Here is an 18,870-nt window from a genome sequence, read left to right on the forward strand (position 1 = left end):
TCCGGCCAGCCCCTTGGAGTAAGTCGTGACGATCCGGGCCATCGCAATCGACAAGATCCACCGCAACGAGCGCCAGCCTCGCGAGTTCTTCGATGAAGCTGCCCTCCAGGAACTCGCCGACTCCATCGTGCGGTTCGGGCTCATGCAGCCCATCGAGGTACGGCGCGACCGAGACGCCGGCGGGTACGAGATCGTCGCGGGCGAGCGCCGCTGGCGCGCCCACCAGGTAGCCGGGATCCCCCAGATCAAGTGCATCATCACCGACGACGACCTGAGCACGCTGGAGCGGTTCAAGCGGTCGGTCGCCGAGAACATCAACCGCGCCGACATGACGCCAATGGAGGAGGCCAAGGCATTCCGCCGCATCCTGGACGACCAGGAAGGTGCCGGGCCGGGCGACGTCGCCAAGGAATTCGGCAAGTCCACCCAGTACGTGAACCTGCGCCTCGCCCTGCTCGACCTCACCGAAGAAGTCCAGCAGCACGTCAACTCCGGCGCCATCGGCACCCAGGCCGCCGTACAGATCGCGTCCCTGACCCCCGGCAACCAGCGGGCGGTCATGCACAAGTGGGCCAAGGGCGCCTTCAGCGGCGACAACGAGTTGGTTCACTTCGCCTACGCACTGAAGCAGCAGCAGGGGCAGACCTTCGCGCTGATCCTGGAGGACATGACCGAAGAGGAGCGCGAGGAGCGGCAGCGCGAGCGCACCACCACCCGCAAGAACATCGACAACATCGAGCGGGTGCAGGGCCTGCTGGAGGACCTGGCCAAGACCGACCCGCAGAAGCTCGCCCTGGCCCTGGAGGGCGAAGTGGGCGCCCGACTGGAGCAGATGGACCGCGTGGCCGACGCGGTTGCGAAGGCCCGCTTCAACCTGCGGCAGGCCAAGGCCCACGCCGATGCCCGCGACATCGTCCTCAATCCCGACGCCGAGGCCAAGCGCCTTTCGACCCCGGCTCGGCCGGAGGCCGTACCCGCAGCCTGACCTGCCTGGCCTGCCCCGTCCGGGGGCGCGCCCTCGCCCATCGAAGGAGAACCCATGAGCGACAGCACCGACCGCCCCGACTGGCGCCGGATGAAGCCCGCCGACTTTGGTGCCCGCACCAAGGTCAGACAGGATGCCCTGTTCCTCGTCGACCAGCCCGACGCCTGCGGCACGGAGGCCCTGGACGGACTCGGCTTCGGCGTCGCCCTGTGGGCGGACCCGGGCGACCGGTCAGCAAGCAACCTGGACGCATAGATGTGCCACAACACTGGACCGTGGTACGTTCTGCGCGTTGATCAGGAACGGCTGCAGCCGCGGGACCGGCCCATCGACAATGCCGTGGCATGCGGCATCCCCCTCGGTGTCTGGCGGGTGGCAACCCCCCCGCGCCCTACCCGCCAGACGCCGGCGCCGCCCATGCGGAGCCACCCGGGGACGCCGCTCCACGCATCCGCGAATGGACCCGCCCGGCCCTCCAGGCCGGGCGGGTCGCCGCGTACCGGGGAGGGGCAACGTGACGACTGCGACCTATCGCACCGACGGCGCCGCCGACCCTGACCTGTACGAGCGACTCATGCGCGAACGCTACGGACCACTGCCCAAGCTGCTGGCCGAACTCGACAGCCCGCCCGAACCACCTGCCCGGAGAAGAACGAAGATGCCCGCGCTGTCACCGACCATCCACGAGCCCAACCCCGACCCGAAGGCCGATGAGCACTACGCCGACCTGGCAGCCGGGATCAAGGAGGCCGGGATCGGCCGCCCCCGCCCCGCGCGAAGCGACGAGCCGGAGCGCACCCCGCCATTCCCCGGCGCGAGCTGGTGCAAGTCCTGCGACAGCTGGTGCACACCGCAGGGCATGTGCCGCTGCAACAACCGATAGGCGACCGACAGTTGCGCTACTTCCACGGCGGTGTCCCCGGGCTGCGGCCCGGGGACACCGTCATCCCGCACCCCCCGAGGCTCCTCGACGGATGCTCGGTCTGCTCCGCCCGAGCGCAAGGCCTGACCGCCACGCTGGACGGCCACCCCGTAGACCCGCCCACCCGACGCCCCGACCGCGTGTACATCACCACCGACCGCGAGTACGCCCGCTTCTACGCTTCCCTCTGCTGGTACGGCGACCTCTACACAGTCGAACCGGTCGGAGAGCCCGAGCCCTCCACCGAGGATCCGTTCCCCTCCTGGTGCACCCCTGCGGCCCGCGTGATCTCCGTCTACGACCGGGCAGTTCAGCTCAACTCCAGTCAGCGCAACCGCCTCGTACGCCGCTGGGCCCAGGCTGACCGGGCGGCAGGGAGATGACCGTCCCCCGCTCCGAGCGACCGACAGTGGAACAGATGCGGCATCTCATCGGCCACACCGACCAACGTGCCCTCAGCTTCGCCGAGGCGGCACGGCTCCGTGCAGGCTTCGAGCACCTGGTGGCCAGCCAGGCCAGACAGCAGGCCAGGGTCGACGACCTCAGCCGCCGAGCCGCCGGCGAAACCCGGCCGGCCCTCGACTTCGGCTGCGACGCCTGCCATGCCGCTGCCGGGTCCCCCTGCACCCGCCGCTACGGCCAGCCCATGCAAGGGTTCCACGGCCAGCGCCTCACCGCGGCCGCCGACGAGCTGAACCCGCCATGACCAGCACACGCCAGCAGGAGCATCCATCCCGGCACCAGCACCCACCAGCAGTGCCCCGACATGCTTCAACCCCGGGAATCTGTACTGCTGTTGTCGCCGCAGCAGCACATCAGCGACTGCGGCTACGGTGGGCAGCACAAGCCCAACAAAGAGACGGCCCACGGCTGGTGATGAAAGCACCGGCCGCGGGCCTAAGCAGCAGGAGAGTGACCTCCCGTGCCTGTTCCGAACGTTATCGCGCCCGTGGCCGGCGGCCGCACGAGGGCGACCAGACTGTTGGTAACCGCAGTGTTCCTTGCGGCGGTCGCTGTGTTCGAATCCGTCGGATTCCGCCTGTCGTACGAGGCCCTGCACCGCGTCGCCGTCGAGAACGGCGTCTCCGCAGAATCCGCGTGGATGTTCCCCGTACTCGTCGACGGCGGCATCGTCATGGGCTCCATCGGCGTCGTCCGTGCCCTGGCAGGCCGGCGTTCAACCAGGCCGTACTGGACCGTGACGTTCGGCTTCACCCTGGTGTCCTGGGCCTTCAACGTGTCCAACGCCCCGCAGACGGCCGGCGGGTGGGCGGTAGCCACCGTCGCGCCGCTCGCACAGATGGTCGCCCTGGAGATGGGCATGCAGGAACTGCGCGCACTGCTGCTGCCGCAGGCCGAAGCCGACGAGGAGCCCCCAACATCAGCAGCAGTCCTGCTGCCGGTGCTGTCGTCTGCAACACCAGCACCAACAGAAGTGCTGCCCGCCCCGACCGAGCCCGCTGCCATCGCTGCTCCACCGTCAGCCAGCACCGATCAGCAGCAGGAACAGCAGGAGCAGGAGCAGTCGGAGGAACCGCAGCAGCAGGAGCAGCAGTTGCTGGAGCCGGAGCAGCACAAGAGCGGCGGAGAAGAGCAGCACCAGCAGCAGCGGACGCCGCTGCAGCCGGACACCAGCAGAGCGTGGGCAGTGCTGTACGAGGAGTGCAGCAGCGAGGACGAGCGGATCGCCCTGACGCGCGGCGCGCTCGCCGACCGGCGCAAGCTGACAGCACCCCAGTGGTCGGTGGACATCGGAAAGGGCGAGACCCGGGCGCGGGTTCTGCTGCGCGCGGCCCGCAAGCCGCATCCCAACGACGCCGCCGCCGAGGCACAGCCGGAGCCTGCGCGGGCGTGATCCTCTATCGTGGGCGGGCGTAGGGCGCGGGGGAACGCCTCCTACACAAAGGACTCCTCCCGTGAGTGCTGCGCCCGCCCGCATTCCCGAGTCGCTGCTGCCCCTGGCGGTACCGGTCGACGACCTGGTGGCGTACTACCGCAACCCGCGCACCGGCGACGTCGACGCCATCGCCGAGTCGCTGCGCATCAACGGCCAGTACAAGGCCATCGTCGTCAACCGCGGCACCCACACCGGCCGCCCCAACGAGATCCTGGCGGGCAACCACACCTGGGCCGCCGCCCAGCAGCTGGGCTGGGACCAGATCGCCGCCACGTTCGTCGACGTCCAGGACGAGGATGCGGCCCGCATCGTCGTCGTCGACAACCGCACCTCGGACCTGGCCGGCTACGACAGCGAGCTGCTGGCCGACATCCTCGAAGAGCTGCCCGACCTGGACGGCACCGGCTACGACCAGGGCGCACTGGACAAGCTGCTGGACCACCGGTCCCTGCCCGACACGATCGACCTGCCCTCCGACGGTGCAGGCACCGGGGCGATGGCCAAGCTGGATTACCTGCAGTGGGGCTACCTGCAGTGGTCCACCACTCGCGTGCAGATCACGTCCGCCGAGGTGGAAACCCTGAACCGCATCTACGAGCAGTTCCTCACCGAGGCCCGCTCCGATCTCGGCTTCGGCTGGCACCTTCTGCAGGAGGCCCACTCCGACACCGCCGAGGCGCCTACCGCCGACGACGAAACCGAAGACCAGACCGACGCCGACGCCGACGCCGACGCCGACGCCGACGCCGGCGACACCGAGGCCGAGGACGGGGACGACGCATGAGCAGCGCCCCCACCACGACGTTCCACGAGGCCTACCCGCTCAAGGACTTGCGCCCGGCCGACTACAACCCGCGACACCTCTCCGATGAAGCCTTCGCCCGGCTCCAGGAGTCCATCGGCCGCCACGGCGTCGTCAAGCCGGTCATCCTCAACGCCGACGGCACGTTGGTCGCAGGCCACCAGAGAACCAAAGCCATGACCGCGCTGGGGATGACACACACCCCGGCGGTCATGCTCGGCACGAAGGTCCGCCTCACCGACGAAATCCAGTTCAACCTCCTGCACAACCGCGTCGAGACCGAGGCGTCGGTGGTGTACGCGCAGCCCGGCCCCATCGGCGCCTGGTCGTACATCCCGTGGAAGACCATCGAAGTGGCTGTCTCCCGAAACAAGCCGTTCCAGCAGGCCATCAACTACATGACCGGCGGCCACGGCCCGTGGGGTTCCGTCGTCATCGACGACCAGGGGCAGATCGCGCTCAACGCCGAGTACGCGGTGGTCGCGGCCGCCAACCACTTCGACGTCCTCGCATGGACCTGCGCGTCCTCGGACGCCGCGGTGCTGGTCGCCGACCTCACCGGCGAGTACGGCGTGTACGACTGGACCGGCCTGGAGGACCAGGCGCCGGTCTACAACCAGCACATCATCCAGCCCAAGCGGCTGCGCCAGTACACCTCGCTGAAGAAGGCCGGGAAGCTCGCCTACAAGTCGGAGGTGTGGGAGAAGCTGGCGCTGCCCCGGCTGCGCAAGGCCCCCGAGACGCGGGTGGTGGACTTCGGTGCGGGCCACGGCGACTACGCGAAGAAGCTGCGCCCCGAGGGTTACCAGATCGACGACTACGAGCCGTTCCGCACGACCCCCGGCAAGTACGCGGTGGACATCAGGGGCGTCGTGTCCATGATCCGCACCGTCGAGAAGCGGCTCGCCCAGCACGGCCTGTACGAAATGGTTGTCCTCGACTCCGTCATCAACGCGACGACGTCGCTGGATTACCAGCACTGGGTGCTGACCACCGTCAACGCGCTCGTCGCCGCCGACGGCACGGTGTGCATCGGCACCCGCAACCTGCTGGCCGAGCAGGCTTTTGAGAACAAGCAGCATGCCACCAGCGCCAATGACGCCACCCGGCTTTCGTTCCTCGACTCCGAGAACGTCGACATGCGGTTCATGCAGGGCAAGTGGATGCGGATCCGGTACCACACGCCCGAGTCGCTGAAGGAACTGCTGGAGGCGTACTTCGGTGACGTGACGGTCGCCGGCCGCTCGAACGCGACGCTGCGGGCCATCTGCAAGGAGCCTCTGCCGCTCTCCGACCTCGATTACGAGAAGGCCCTCGACGAGGAATTCAACATGCCCTATCCAAACGAATTCAGGCACGGTCGCCATAAGCGACTTGTCGAAATTTTGATAAAATTGGTTAAAGAAAGGAATAATCGGGCCGAGTAATTCACGGCCCCTATTCAGAGGGGGAAATGCCGTAATGCCGCAACCGCCCGTACGGGTTGGGATCACCGCCGCCGCACCGTACCTGATCATGTGGCTGGCCGGGGTTCGTCACATCAACCTGGACAAGCACTGCCTGGAAACCTTCGGCGAGGCCGACCGGGCGCCGCTCAACCCGCGGGCACCTCACCAAAAAGTCACGCTGCCGGCCGACAACCGTCCGCTGGCCTGGTACCTGTGCGCCCTGCCCCACCCGTGGGACTGGGCGCACAACGCACACCTCGCCTTCGACTACGCCGAAGGTCACCAGTGGGCAGGCCCGGCCCTGGTGCCGGGCCTGCGCGTGACGCTCGACAATGCCCGCCCCATCACCGGATGGGGCGAACGCTCCATCCCCGCCAACGCGCCACGCCGCCACCAGTACCTCTACCGCACCTGCCGCAACTGGCAATTCGCGTGGTGGCTGCGCACCAACCGAAACGCACCCGACGCACCACCACCCGGCCAGCTGCCGCCCGACCCTGACGCACCCCAGCAGCTGACCTTCCCGTAGCACCACCTGCACTACGGCCCGGCGGCCACACCAGGTCGCCGGGCCGCAATGCGATCATGTTTCCTGGCGCGGGGGCGCGCAGCAGCGAGAGGACCACGGCTGGTGGGACGCCCCGACAAGGCCGCGCGCGCCGCCATCGCTCAGCGGCGAGCGGACGCCATCGATCTACGCCTCGCCGGTGTCGACTGGCTCACCGTCGGCCGGAAACTCGCCGCCGACCCGGCCATCAACTCTGACCGCATCGCCTACCCGCAGGGCTACGGCGTCGACCGGTACAAAAGGGGCCTGGAGCCGCCGGCCGACGACCAGCTCATCAACGCCGCCTGCAAGGACGTCCGCCAGGCGCTCAAGGAACGCACCACCGAGCAGGACGAGAAGGCCGACGAGCTGCGCGCCGTGGAAAACCTGCGCCTGGACCGGCTGTTCTTCGTCGCCTACCGGCAAGCCGTCAAGGACGGCGACCTGCCCGCCATCGACCGGGCGCTGCGGATCATGGAACGCCGTGCCCGCATGAACGGCCTCGACAAGCCGAACAAGACCGAGATCGTCACCCCGGCCACTTCGGGCAGCGAGCTGACCGCCATCGCACTCGACGAACTCGAAGCCCTCATCGGCATCAGCGAGGAGGCCGCACATGGCTCCGACGAGTAGCAGCAAACGCGAAGCCCAGCTTCTGGACGCCTACCGCACCAGACCACCCGCGCAGCGCCGAGCCATGGCCGCCAAGGCCTCCCCAGAGCTACGCACTCAACTCGCCCGCATCGAACGCCACATCGCCATGGACGCCTCCCCAGGCGCAATGGCTGCCGTCCTCACCGAACGCCGCGAGATGCAGGCCCGTCACCTCCACCTCATCGACCAGGCGTGGATCGACATGGCCGAGGGCCGCGCCGACCGCGTCATGATCACCATGCCGCCGCGACACGGCAAGTCGAGACGGGCATCGCGCTGGGCCCCCCTGTGGTACCTCCGCCAGCACCCCGACCGCCGCATCATGATCGCCTCCTACTCCGGTGACCTCGCCGAAGAGCACTCCCGCTGGATCCGGGACGCCATCGAAACGTGGGGCGACGACCTCGGCATCAACCTCAACCCCTCCAGCCGGGCCGCCATGCGGTTCGACATCGCCGGCCACCAAGGCGGCCTCGTCGCAGCCGGCATCGGCGGCAGCCTCACCGGCAAGGGCGCCACCATCGCCCTGGTCGACGACCCCGTGCAGGACATGGCCTCCGCCGACTCCCCGAGCATGCGCCGCAAGACGTGGGAGTGGTGGCAGTCCGTCCTGCAGACCCGGCTGGAGCCCGACGGGGCGATCTGCGTCATCCAGACCCGATGGAACGAAGACGACCTCGCCGGCCGCATCCTCGCCGACGCACAGGCCAACGAGTGGAAGATCATCGACCTTCCCGCCCTCGCCGACAGCGACACTGACCCGCTCGGCCGGGCCCAAGGCGAACCCCTATGGCCCGAACGCTTCGACGCCGACCACCACGCCACGACCCGCCGCCGCGTCGGCGAACGCGTATGGGCCGCCCTCTACCAGCAAAAGCCCCGTCCCCCTGAGGGCGGTGTGTGGCAGCGAGCCTGGATCACCGACAATCGCATCACCACCGTCGAGTTCGGCGGCCTCGACCTGGCCCGCGTCATCGTCGCCGTCGACCCCGCCGGCGGAGAGTCCTCAGTCGGCGACGAGACCGGCATCATCGGCGCCGCCCGCGGCTACGACGGCCACCTGTACATCCTTGAGGACCGCTCCGCCTCCATGGGCGCCAACGACTGGGGCCTCGCCGCGTGCCGCCTCGCCCTCGCCCTCAAAGCTGACGCGATCGTCGTGGAGTCCAACTACGGCGGCGACATGGCCCGCCAAGTCCTCTCCCAGGCATGGGAGCAGCTGCGCCGCGACGGCACGACCGCCGGTCAGCTCATGCCCAGGGTCCTCGAAGTCACCGCGAAGGTCGGCAAACGCCTGCGGGCCGAACCCATCGCCCAGCTCTACGAGCAGGGCCTCATCCACCACGTCGGCGCCCACGTCCGCCTCGAAGAGCAGATGGCGACATGGGTCGTCGGCATGGACTCGCCCGACCGCATGGACGCCGCCGTCCACGGACTGACCGAACTCGCCGACCCCGACCAGCTCGCCGCGGTAGCCGGGCACATCCACGATGACCGCCTCGGTGGACGCCGGTAGGACCCCCGATACGGCCCCATAAAGGAGAACGTCCCAAGGGCGCGGCCACTGCTACTGTCTCCGGCCATGACAACCAGGGGGAAACTGGGCGCCGGAGTAGTGGCGGTGGCGGGTGTCGTGGGCGGCATTGTGGTGCTGTGGCCGACTCACGAGAGCGCGCCTCCAGCGCCGACATCGGAGCAGGTCAAGGCCTCCGCCCAAGCGCGTATGGATGCCTCGTTGCTGGACGGTCGCAAGGAGCAGCTGGCGCTGTTGCAGGCGGGGAAGACTCCTAGCAACGAGCTGTGCCAGGGGGTGTGGGATGGGAAGACGCCCACCGAACAGGGACCTCTTTCCCACGGTATGTGGATGACCGGCTGCAACGACGTGCCGAGCCCGTAGCTCGCCACGCAGTAGTAATCTGCGGCCATCGTTTAGGGGCGGACGCTGGGGGGCAGCACGTGAGAATTCAGACCATCGCGCCGAAGGGAATGCCGCGCCCTACGGGAGAAGAAGGCCACGTTCTACTCGACGCGATCTGGGCGTACTTCCGTGAGCACCACTGCTGGCCGACCTTCGACGACATCGATCGGAAGCTGTACGCGCAGGACCTGCAGTTCGAGGATGTCGTACAACAACTGTGTCCCGCGCTGCTGCGCGGAGTCGGCCCCGACATCTCGCAGCTGCCGCAGGGCTCACAGGATCTGGGCTTGACCATCGCAGGCGCAGCGAACTGCACTGGCACTGGGGTGCCGATCCGCATCTTTCTCGACATGGTGCGAACAGCGGCGGACTTGGAACTTGCCTGGCTGCCAGCGGACCGTGGTCAACTGCCCTGGATGCAGCCCAGCGACCTTGGCCACATTTCGGCGCGCACGCGAGCCGCAGGGATCTTGGCGGAGGCGAGGTTCGCCGCCGCCGCGTTCGCGCAGCAAGAGGCCTGCTTCCGAGGCGGAAGTATCAAGCGGGAGACGCTGGACTGGTCCCTCAGCTTCGACCGGGGCATCCGACCGTTCGCTGGAGTGCAAGAGCTGGAGGAGTACTGGCGCATCCGCGAGCAGGTGTTGGGGCCCAAGCGGATCGAAGACGACAACCGGCTGTTCGCCAAGCGGCCCACGTGGTTCTCGCTACCGGAACCACCGCGACCGGCCGCCGACGTTCCCGTCGAGGGATCCTTGGAGTCCATGTCTGTGACCTGCGTCCTGCACCCGGAGATTGCGCTGGCCGCTGCTGAGCGGTTCAACAGCGGCTTCTACCTCGACGCGGTGAGCCGCGCATTTCAGGCGGTAGAGCACCGCGTGCAGACCCTGGCTGGCAGCAAAGAGATCGGCGAGAGACTCATGGGCATCGCCTTCGGCGCCAAGCCAGGCCCGCCGCTGCTCACGGTGACACGGTCCACGGGTGCCTCGCTGGATAGCGAGCAGAACGGCATGCAGTTCCTCTTCAAGGGCGCAACGGGCGCGCTGCGGAACCCTCGGATGCACGGGCCGGCCGAGGAGGACGCACGCGACGAGGCCGAGGAGATGTTGGTGTTCGCCAGCTTCCTCATGCGGCGGCTCGACATCGAGGACGACAAGCGGGACGCCGCCGCCACGCCGTAGTAGACGCCCAGCGCGAGGAAAGGCCCGAGCGCAGGTCGGGCCGTATCCTGGCGGCGCGGGCGCGGGGCCTTGCATGCCCTGGAGGCATCCGTTGAGCCTGCGCGAACTGATCATCGACGCATGGTCGTGGATCAACTACAAGCCCGCCATGGCCGACCCGGAGCGTCCCGGCCACCGTGCGTTCCCCGAGCTGAACCATTCCTGGGTGCCCGAGCCGGACCGACGCCGGTTGGCCGTCTACAAGGTGTTGGCCGCGTACGACAACAACCAGGCCGGCCAGCTCGCCACCGCCACCGGCGACCTCCACGGCCTGGAGCGGCGCGAGTTGGGCGACCCAGCCAAGCTCATCGACACCACACTGGGCTACCTGCTGGGCGCAGAGCAGACCATCGTGGTGCCCGGAGCCGAGCACGCCGAGGGCCGCGGGCCCGCCGGCGTCGACGGAGACGAGGGTGACGCGCCGCCGCCCGGTGCTGTTCAGGCAGCCGACCTGCAGGAGCGGCTACGCACCTGGGCAGAGAAGGAACTGTGGCCGCTGCGGATCCAGCAGGCCGAACGCTGCGCGGTGCGCTGCGGAGACGCCGTGTACACCCTGGCCTGGGAACCAGCCAAGCAACGGGTGCTGCTGCGTACCTACGACCCGGGGTTCTACTTCCCCGAGTGGGACGAAGGCGAGCAGGACAGCTCCGAGTACCCCTCTCGGATCCACTTCGCGTGGGATCTCCCTGCCGACCCGGCGCGCGGACTGAAGGACCGGGTGCGGCGCATCACCTACGAGCTCGGGCCGATCGGCGCCGCGACCGCACCGGGCATCACCAAGGACGGCCGCGCAATCCGTGAGCAGGTAGCGGGCGCCGACGGAGATCCCGTGCTGACCGTGGGCGACACCAAGCACCCGGTGACGGGCAGTGTGCAGCGGACGTACCCGTGGGCGCCGGGCCGTCCCTCGGGGACCACCTGCTACCTGACGGACGCCGAATGGCTGCTGGAAGACCTCGGCGGTGCCCACGACCTGTACTCGCTGCCCGCCGGCAAGGCAGCCCATCGGGTCCGGTCCGACGGGCAGGTGTTGGATCGGCTGGACCTGATGGTCGACTTCATCCCCGTGGTGCACGTCCCCAACACCATCCCTGACGGTGGAGAGCACTGGGGCAAATCGTCGCTGGGCACGGTACTGCAGCTGCTGGACGAGCTGGCCGCCACCGACACCGACAGTGCGTCCGCGTCGGCGACGACTGGGACCCCGATCGTGGCCCTGTCCGGGGCCCGCCTACCCATTGACCGCACCACTGGGCAGCCTCTGCCGGTCCGGGTCGAGGCCGGCACGGTGTGGCAGCTGTCCGACAGCGGGCGCATGGATGCTTTGGACACCTCGGCGCAGCTTGCGGAACTGCGGCAGCGTATCGACCACATGCTCACCCGGCTTGCCTCGAACACCCGGCTGACCACGGCCGGGCTGGGCAGCCTCGACCCGGCATCGGTGCCTTCCGGGTATGCGCTGCAGCTGGCCTTGGGGCCGCTGGACTCCCTGATCGCCGCGATGCGTCTGGCCCGCGCCCACAAATATGTGCTGCTGCTGCGCATGGTGCAGCGCCTGCACCAGGCCGGGCAGGTGTGGCCGGCCGGCGAGTCGCTGCCCGCACGCCTGGTGTGGGGGACTCACACCCCCACCGACCGCGCCACCGTCCTTGCCGACGTCGTGGCCGGATACGGCGCGGGGGTGTTCTCACTGGAGACGGCTGTGCGGATGCTGCAGGAAGCCGGATACCCCGTCGAGGACGTCGCCGAGGAGGTGGAGCGTATCCAGAAGCGGGCGTTCGACCAGGCCGCACGCCTCGCGGACGCCACCGGCGACAACGCGGCCGTACGTCAGTTCCTGGGGCTCCCTGAGGCTGACCCGCTGCCGACGGTCCCGCTCATCCCCGGTCAGCCCGCCGTGCCCTTGCCGGGGACTGAGACCGGCAACGTGGACCCGGGCGGTCTCGGGGCGAGTTGAGCGTCAGACCCACTGTGTGAGGAGCTCGTTGTAGACAGCCCTGCAGTCTCGCGCGACCTGCTGGTACTGCTCGGCTGTCACCGGGGTGACCGCATCATGGTCGGGCGTGCGGTCCTTACTCAGGTGCATCACATGGCGGCTGGCCAGGACCCACGCGTCCTTGAGTCGTGACTTGGCTTCCGCGTCGGTGGTTGCCCAGCCGGGTACGAAGTCGACCGCCCGCCAGTCCCGCTTCTCCTTGTCGTGGGTCAGGAACTCGGTGAGGAGCCGAACGTTCACCCAGAACGATTCGATGCACGCGGCGCGGACCACCTCGTCCATCCCGAGCCCGTCGGGCAGCAGCGGGGCCAGCTGGTCGATCTGGGCGGCCGTGTATTCGATGAAGTGCAGCGCCCTGCGCTCAGGGGTCAGTTGGGACGCCCACCAGGACGCCGGAGGATTACTGGCCATGGGCGCAGCATAGGTCCGGTCCCTGTTGGACGGCCTGTGACTACACTGATTGACGGCGCGGGGGCGCTGCTGTTGGAGGACGACACCGCCATGGCCCGCCCGCTGCCTTGCCCGAAGACGCCCATCGGTTTCCGACGCGGCGGCCGCCCGATCTTTCCGATCGTGGGCGCGGACCCCACTGACCCGTCCAACGACCAGCTCCCCGACTCGCCGCAGCCTCCTGCCCAGACAGGGCCGACGCTGGACCAGGAGACGCTGACGCGGCTGCTGGCCCGCGAGAAGCAGCAGGGCGAACGCGCCGCGGTACGCAAGCTCGTGGAGCAGCTGGGGTTCGCCAAGACCGACGACCTGGCCGCGTTCGTCAAGGCGCAGCAAGACGCGCAGGATGCGCAGCTGACGGAGGTGCAGCGCCGGGAGAAGGCCGCCGACGACGCTGCCGCCGCCGCTGCTGCCCGTGAGGCCGCTGCGATCGCCCGCGAGAGGACCGCGGTCCGCCGCTCCGCCCTCGTTGCGCTCGGCGCCACCGGTGTGGACCTCGCCGACGCTGAACGTCTCCTGGCCATCGATGACGACGCCGACGAGCAGGCCGTCACTGGTGCGGCCACCGCGCTCAAGGCACGCCGGCCGGAACTGTTCGGGAAGACGCCCGCCCCGGCGGCAGCGCCCGGTGGTTCACCTGCCGGTGGGCCCCCGCCGCGCGGCGGCAACGTTCCGAAGCGGGGCGCGGCCGGCGCCGAGATGGCCCGACGCCGCGGCTACACCGCCACCTGATCTCCCACCGGCGGGACAAGGCCGGATCTATGGGGACCACGCCCCTTCTCCGTGGACGACGCCACCACCTGGTGAGCGGACGATCATCCGCTTGATCGCGTCCATGGAGGACCCATGCTTCAGCCGGTCACCACGACCCAGAACCTGGCCGCCGGCCGGTCCTGGCTGGCATCGCTGCACGGCACCGACCAGACCGACTCCGTCACCCTCGACCTGACGACGTTCACCGCGAACACCCACTACTTCGCTTCGACCGACAGCACCGTGCCGTACAGCCGGTTCCTGTCCGGTGTGCCCGTCGGCAAGATCACCGCGAGTGGCCTGTACGGCCTGTACGCCACCGGCGCCACCGACGGCCGCCAGAACTTCGCCGGGTTCGTCTTTGCCGAGGTCCTGTTCGGCCCCGGCCAGACGAAGGTTCCCGCCGCGCTGCTGTGGCACGGCTCGGTGAAGACCGCGAAGCTCCCCGTCGTCGTCGCCCCAGTCGAGCCGTCCGCCACCTGCCAGATCCGCTTCGTCTAAGGAAGGAGGCCCAGACATGACCATCGCAGACCTCATCAAGGGCGTCACCGTTCAGGACCTGACAACTTTCGCCCGCGAGATCCCCACCCCGGCGGACTTCCTGCTCACGCAGAGGATCTTCCCGAAGGTGAAGGTCTCCGACGTGATGTGGCGGATCAAGGACCAGGGCCGCTACGTCAACGCTGCGAAGTACCGCAGCTACGACGCCAGCGTCGTGCTCGCCGACCGCCAGGCCTGGACGACCAGCACGCAGGGCATGCTGCCCGCGCTCGGCCAGAAGCTCCTCGTCGGCGAAATCGAGATCCTGCTGCAGGAGGCCTCCCGCGGCGCCGACCAGGACCGCCTGATCGAGCTGCTGTACGACGACGTCGAGCGGCACGTCGAGGCCGTCGACTCCCGCCTGGAGCTTGCAGCCGGTGACGTCCTCACCGACGGCAAGTTCTCTCTGGCGGCGGAGAACGGCCTCACCATGGACGTCGACTTCTCGGTGCCCGCAGCGAACATGCCGACCGCACCCGTTCTGTGGTCCGACCCGACCGCGGACCCGATCAAGGACGAGCTGGGGTGGCTGGACTACCTCGACTCCATCGGTGCCCCGTACCCCGAGCTCGTCGTCACCAGTCGCCGCGCCTTCTCCTACCTGGGCAGAAACAACGCGTACCGGGCCGCGTACTACGGGTCGGTGAACCCGTCGACCACACCGACGGCGTCTCTCACGCCGCAGCAGGTCAACGTGGTGCGCGGCAATTACAGCCTGCCGCCGATCGAGCTGTACAAGGGCCAGGTCCGCGTCGACGGCGCCACGGTGCGCCCGCTGCCGGATGACCGGTGGGTGATGGTCCCGCCGGACCGCACGAAGTGGGGCCAGACCATGTACGGCACCACGGCGGAATCGCTGGTGCTGTCCCGCGGTAGCAACCCGGAGATCGTTCGCGAGGACGCACCGGGCCTGATCATCACGAGGGGGTCGCAGGACGACCCGCCGCAGGTGTGGACCAAGGGCGCGGCGGCAGCGATGCCGGTGCTCTTCACGCCGGACTGCCACATCGTTGCGAAGGTGCTGTGACATGGGGAGGCGACTGGCCACAGCGGTGCACCTGGAGCACCCCAAGACGCATGAGCTGCTGATCCTGCAGCCCGGTGAGGTGCCGGACGAGGACGTGGCCGAGGCCATCACCAACCCGGACGCGTGGGAGACAGCGGAGGAGGAGGCGACCGACGTCCAACAGGAGACGCCGGCGTCTGCCGATCCCGGCCCGGAGCCGGAGCCCGAGCCCGTGCCGGTCACCGAGTCGGTGCCCGACGCTTCGGCCAAGCCGGCCGCCAAGGCCAGGGCCCGCAAGGCGACCGAAGAGTAGTACCCCAGAGCCAGGTTCGGCCCGGCACCCGCTGCGGGGTGCCGGGCCGAACCTGTTACCCGGAAGGACACCACCACGTGGATCCTGCAGTCCTCGCTTGGCTCCAAGCACAGCTCGGCAAATCCACCGACGCGGCCGACCTGCAGGACCGGTACACCCGCCTTGGTGCGGCGAAGACCGTCGCCCTGGAGGTGCTGTCCGAACGCCGCGCCCGGCTGCTAGCCGACCCCCTTCAGCTGACCGTCAACGGGGTCGTCACCCTCGACCAGAGCAACAATCTCACCGGCCTGGAACGGCAGATCGCATCGGTCGAGGCTGCCACCGCCCCGGACGACAACACCGACGGCACCGAACTGGTCGTCGCGCCCCTGCGCCGTGCTCACAGCTGGCACCGGTAAGCCGTGGCCTACGAGTTTCCGCCGCTGGTCCCCGGCAACGCCGGCGTGGTCGCCCGCCGTGTCGCAGCGGTCCTGCAGGACGCCTGGCAGCGCCTCTCCGACCAGCAGGCCGCCGTCCTGGCAGCCCTGTCGGAGTCGGGCCGTGCCCCGCACGTCGTCGGCCGCCTCGCAGAGTTCCAAGCCGCCATCGCCGACTTCCAGCAGCGGGTAGACGCCGAGGCCCGCGCGTTCGTCACCCGCCAACTGCCGCTGCTGTACGAGCAGGGGGCGCAGGAGGTAGCCGAAGCTCTGGGCGGCCGGTTCACATGGACCCTGATTCACACCGAGGCGCTGCAGTCGCTCGCCGCCGACTCGTACGCGGACTTCCTGCGCCGTTCGCAGGAGGAACAGCGCATGGCAGCTGCGTTCTACCGAGCCGTACGCGAGGCCGCCCGCCGCGAGGTACCGCTCCTGGCCGCAGGGAACACTACGGCGCTGCAGGCCGCGAAGGCCCTCGCCGATCGGCTGGCCGCCGAGCACCAGCTGCAGTACGTGGTCTACCGCAACGGGGCGCGGATGCCGGTGCAGGCGTGGGCGGAGTCGGCGACCCTGGCCAAGTCGGCCGTGGCCTACAACTCGGGCACGTTGAACAGGGCGAGGGAGGCCGGCGTGCAGTACATGCAGGTCTTCGACGGCCCCGGGTGTGGCTGGACCAGCCACAAGGACCCCGACAAGGCCATAGGGACGCTCAGGACGGTGGAGGAAGCGGCTGCATGGCCGATCTCCCACCCGCGGTGCGGGCGGGCATTCGGGCCTCGCCCGGATCATGCGCCGGACGCACACTGATGCGCAGCCTTTAGCTATGCGAGCTGGCTCCTGAACTCGCGATCGAGGACCGCGTGTACAACGGAGTCTCGCCACTTTCCGGCCTTCAGCACGTGTTCGCGGATCGTGCCTTCCTCCACCATCCCAGCGGCCAGCATGGTCTTTGCTGAGGCCTCATTGAGAGGAGATCGGGCACCCCAAATTCGGTGCAGGTTCAGGTCGGTGAAGCCGAAGGCGAGGAGCAGTTGCACCGTCTGTATGCCGTACCCCCTTCCCCATGATTCCGGGCGCAGCGCGAAGCCCACGGTGGCTCCGCGCTGCTGGTGGGGGTCGAGGGCCAGGCGGCCGAACCCGATCAGTTCGGTGGTCTCCAGTTCGATCACGGCGAGCGCGTATTCCGTGCGTGGAAGCGCCGCGGCAGCTGCGGCGGATCGCGTCACGATCTGTTCGACCTGCTCATGGTTCCGCGGCTCGAACGACAGGTGGGCGGTGGCTTCCGGGTTGCCGTAGATGGCAAGCAGCGCCTCCACATCGGTGGAGGCGAGCTCGCGCAGGCCGAGACGTGCGTTGGAGCGAATGATCGGGTGCATGGCCCGGATGTTACGCGCGCGGCAGTGCGGGGCGGCTGGTCGGGAAGGCTTCGATCTCCGCGCGGAGATCGCGGGCCACTACGGCCGTGCGAACGGGGCCGGCGGTCAGGGAGTTCCTGACGCGCATGGCAGAGACGATGATGCCGTTGTTGCGGTGGGATGCGGGAAGGTCGAGGACCGGGCGGATGGCTTCTGCCGCGCCATCCACGTCTCCGCTGAAGAGCCGGACAAGCGCGAGGTCGCACTGTGCGCCGGCGAGGTCTCCGAACGCCCAGTTCGGGGCTTCAGGGTTGCTGAAGTCCCTCACCGCCTTCTCTGCCTGCGCGGCAAGCTCACTGCCTCCGTGGCCGAGGAGGGCTTCGGATTCCACGGCGTAGTAGAGCTGCTTCTCCGGGGCGTAGGTGAAGAGCCCGCCGAGCTCATCCAGATCATCCGGAGTGACGCTCTCACGCCGGTCGGCTGCCTGCTGATTCGCGGAACGTACGGTCTCCTCGTCGCCCAGCACCGCGGCGGCACGCGCCTGAAGGCCGAGCAGCCACAGGCCCACGGTCCCCTGGAGGCCGGCGGCGGACTCAGCGCCCGTGCTGGCGTAGTGGTAGGCGTCAGCAGGCTTCTCCCCCCAGTACGCAATCAGCGACTTGAGGCCGTGCGTCAGAGCGATGAGCCCAGGGTGTTCAGCGTCCCTAGCGCAGGCGGCGGCTACCCGCGTCATCATCGTGGCCTCGTGGGTGACTTCCATGTCGTTGAAGCCCTTGGCGACCAGGAAGCTGAGGACGGCGCCCGCGACGTTCAGGTCACGTAGTTGCGACGGCCGGACTCTGCCGCCTTCCAAGAGGCGGAAGACCTGATCCTGGGTCTCCAGCAGGTCCGGCCAAACCTCCGACAGAGGGACACGGGGGTAGTCGGCGACCAGGCGCCGCACCTCGTCGTCGAGCATGCCGAGCGTGTCGTCACCCACCCGCTCGCGGTCTGCCCCCAGAAGGAAATCTCTTGCGCGTCGCACTGCCATCGCGCCCGTCCTTTTCATCTCGTCCAGGTCCACACCGACATCGGCATGGCGTCCAGTTGGTGACGCACCGGTCAGAGGTATTGAGCGGGCCGCGGTGCCCTCCGGCACCTCGGACCACAGCTGCTCAAGGCTGTATCCCAGCATTTCGACGATGGCGGGCCGGAAGACTCGCTGTGGCTTCCGACCTTCGTAAATCCATCCCTCGATGGTTTTCGGGGCGGGATCTACGTCCCTGAGTCCGAGTCGTTCGGCTGCCTTCCGGTACTCCGGAAGGAAGTCATCCGGGCTGCGGATGCCGCGCGATTCAAGGGTGCTTCGGAAGAACAACATGCTGCCTCCACGGCCATCCGACTGGCGCGTCACTGCTCTGACGGTAGAACGCCGTCCCCATCAAGTTGCCCCCATTCGAGGGTACTTAGCAGATCCGAGGTCATTCCGAGGAACAGCCGAGGAAAGGCGTCAACCTCGCTCCGGGAGCCGAGGAAGGTATGGGGGTAGATCCGTCTCCGCCTGATTGCAACGCTCGTGTCAGCCATCGCTGAGAGTGCCCGACCGAGCACATTGCCATCCTGGGAGCCCCCGTGAACTCGCCGAACCAGCGCGCTTCAGCCCCTACAGGCG

22 protein-coding genes are annotated in these 18,870 nt (G+C 68.6%); 19 read left to right on the top strand and 3 right to left on the bottom strand.

Annotated features, from left to right (window positions below):
- The first annotated feature begins 25 nt into the window (after nt 1–25).
- The 13 genes from ACGFZA_RS32515 to ACGFZA_RS32575 all read left to right on the top strand — a co-directional run bounded on the left by ACGFZA_RS32515 (nt 26) and on the right by ACGFZA_RS32575 (nt 12,347).
- On the top strand, nt 26–985 hold the full coding sequence (locus ACGFZA_RS32515; protein WP_393683850.1) for a ParB/RepB/Spo0J family partition protein: 960 nt from the start codon (nt 26–28) through the stop codon (nt 983–985).
- A gap of 54 nt (nt 986–1,039) precedes the next feature.
- Nucleotides 1,040–1,240 (top strand): hypothetical protein, encoded by a 201-nt coding sequence (locus ACGFZA_RS32520; protein ID WP_393683852.1) that lies wholly within the window; start codon nt 1,040–1,042, stop codon nt 1,238–1,240.
- 259 nt (nt 1,241–1,499) lie between these two features.
- Complete coding sequence (locus ACGFZA_RS32525) at nt 1,500–1,868, top strand: hypothetical protein (protein WP_393683854.1); 369 nt, start codon at nt 1,500–1,502, stop codon at nt 1,866–1,868.
- Nucleotides 1,847–2,290: a hypothetical protein gene (locus tag ACGFZA_RS32530; RefSeq protein WP_393683856.1), complete on the top strand. Its 444-nt coding sequence runs from the start codon at nt 1,847–1,849 to the stop codon at nt 2,288–2,290. Before ACGFZA_RS32525 ends, ACGFZA_RS32530 begins: the two co-directional genes overlap by 22 nt.
- A gap of 35 nt (nt 2,291–2,325) precedes the next feature.
- Nucleotides 2,326–2,613, top strand: a complete 288-nt coding sequence (locus tag ACGFZA_RS32535; RefSeq protein WP_393683858.1) for a hypothetical protein — start codon at nt 2,326–2,328, stop codon at nt 2,611–2,613.
- 288 nt (nt 2,614–2,901) lie between these two features.
- The gene (locus ACGFZA_RS32540) at nt 2,902–3,762 is read left to right on the top strand and encodes a DUF2637 domain-containing protein (RefSeq protein ID WP_393683860.1); all 861 of its coding nucleotides are present in this window, start codon (nt 2,902–2,904) and stop codon (nt 3,760–3,762) included.
- 61 nt (nt 3,763–3,823) lie between these two features.
- Entirely contained in the window at nt 3,824–4,588 is a 765-nt protein-coding gene (locus ACGFZA_RS32545; protein ID WP_393683862.1) for a ParB/RepB/Spo0J family partition protein, read from the top strand.
- On the top strand, nt 4,585–6,033 hold the full coding sequence (locus ACGFZA_RS32550) for a ParB N-terminal domain-containing protein (protein WP_393683864.1): 1,449 nt from the start codon (nt 4,585–4,587) through the stop codon (nt 6,031–6,033). Before ACGFZA_RS32545 ends, ACGFZA_RS32550 begins: the two co-directional genes overlap by 4 nt.
- A 34-nt stretch (nt 6,034–6,067) precedes the next feature.
- The gene (locus ACGFZA_RS32555; protein ID WP_326737080.1) at nt 6,068–6,583 is read left to right on the top strand and encodes a hypothetical protein; all 516 of its coding nucleotides are present in this window, start codon (nt 6,068–6,070) and stop codon (nt 6,581–6,583) included.
- Between the two features lie 102 nt (nt 6,584–6,685).
- Entirely contained in the window at nt 6,686–7,234 is a 549-nt protein-coding gene (locus ACGFZA_RS32560; protein WP_393683867.1) for a hypothetical protein, read from the top strand.
- Nucleotides 7,218–8,771, top strand: coding sequence for a terminase large subunit domain-containing protein (locus ACGFZA_RS32565; RefSeq protein WP_393683869.1), 1,554 nt, complete (start codon nt 7,218–7,220; stop codon nt 8,769–8,771). The genes ACGFZA_RS32560 and ACGFZA_RS32565 overlap by 17 nt, the downstream gene beginning before the upstream one ends.
- A 440-nt stretch (nt 8,772–9,211) precedes the next feature.
- Nucleotides 9,212–10,351, top strand: coding sequence for a TIGR02391 family protein (locus tag ACGFZA_RS32570; RefSeq protein WP_393683871.1), 1,140 nt, complete (start codon nt 9,212–9,214; stop codon nt 10,349–10,351).
- Nucleotides 10,352–10,442: 91 nt separating this feature from the next.
- A complete protein-coding gene (locus ACGFZA_RS32575; protein WP_393683873.1) occupies nt 10,443–12,347 on the top strand; it encodes a hypothetical protein in 1,905 nt (634 codons plus the stop codon).
- A gap of 3 nt (nt 12,348–12,350) precedes the next feature.
- On the opposite strand, the gene ACGFZA_RS32580 is transcribed toward ACGFZA_RS32575, so the two are convergent.
- On the bottom strand, nt 12,351–12,797 hold the full coding sequence (locus tag ACGFZA_RS32580; protein ID WP_393683875.1) for a hypothetical protein: 447 nt from the start codon (nt 12,795–12,797) through the stop codon (nt 12,351–12,353).
- 36 nt (nt 12,798–12,833) lie between these two features.
- Here ACGFZA_RS32580 and ACGFZA_RS32585 point away from each other — a divergent pair, with 36 nt between their 5' ends.
- The 6 genes from ACGFZA_RS32585 to ACGFZA_RS32610 all read left to right on the top strand — a co-directional run bounded on the left by ACGFZA_RS32585 (nt 12,834) and on the right by ACGFZA_RS32610 (nt 16,671).
- The gene (locus ACGFZA_RS32585; protein WP_393683877.1) at nt 12,834–13,568 is read left to right on the top strand and encodes a hypothetical protein; all 735 of its coding nucleotides are present in this window, start codon (nt 12,834–12,836) and stop codon (nt 13,566–13,568) included.
- A gap of 114 nt (nt 13,569–13,682) precedes the next feature.
- Complete coding sequence (locus ACGFZA_RS32590; protein ID WP_393683879.1) at nt 13,683–14,090, top strand: head decoration protein; 408 nt, start codon at nt 13,683–13,685, stop codon at nt 14,088–14,090.
- 16 nt (nt 14,091–14,106) lie between these two features.
- Nucleotides 14,107–15,156, top strand: coding sequence for a major capsid protein (locus ACGFZA_RS32595; protein WP_393683881.1), 1,050 nt, complete (start codon nt 14,107–14,109; stop codon nt 15,154–15,156).
- 1 nt (nt 15,157) lies between these two features.
- A complete protein-coding gene (locus ACGFZA_RS32600) occupies nt 15,158–15,448 on the top strand; it encodes a hypothetical protein (RefSeq protein WP_393683883.1) in 291 nt (96 codons plus the stop codon).
- Nucleotides 15,449–15,525: 77 nt separating this feature from the next.
- Complete coding sequence (locus ACGFZA_RS32605) at nt 15,526–15,846, top strand: hypothetical protein (protein WP_393683885.1); 321 nt, start codon at nt 15,526–15,528, stop codon at nt 15,844–15,846.
- A 3-nt stretch (nt 15,847–15,849) separates the two neighbouring features.
- Nucleotides 15,850–16,671 carry a hypothetical protein gene (locus ACGFZA_RS32610; protein WP_393683887.1) on the top strand — a complete coding sequence of 274 codons (822 nt, stop codon included), beginning with the start codon at nt 15,850–15,852 and terminating at the stop codon, nt 16,669–16,671.
- A 14-nt stretch (nt 16,672–16,685) separates the two neighbouring features.
- Here ACGFZA_RS32610 and ACGFZA_RS32615 read toward each other — a convergent pair whose 3' ends face one another.
- Complete coding sequence (locus tag ACGFZA_RS32615) at nt 16,686–17,240, bottom strand: GNAT family N-acetyltransferase (RefSeq protein WP_393683889.1); 555 nt, start codon at nt 17,238–17,240, stop codon at nt 16,686–16,688.
- Nucleotides 17,241–17,250: 10 nt separating this feature from the next.
- Complete coding sequence (locus ACGFZA_RS32620; protein WP_393683891.1) at nt 17,251–18,579, bottom strand: hypothetical protein; 1,329 nt, start codon at nt 18,577–18,579, stop codon at nt 17,251–17,253.
- Nucleotides 18,580–18,870: the final 291 nt, after the last annotated feature.

The organism is Streptomyces sp. NPDC048211, assembly GCF_043202315.1.
Classification (GTDB): Bacteria; Actinomycetota; Actinomycetes; order Streptomycetales; family Streptomycetaceae; genus Streptomyces.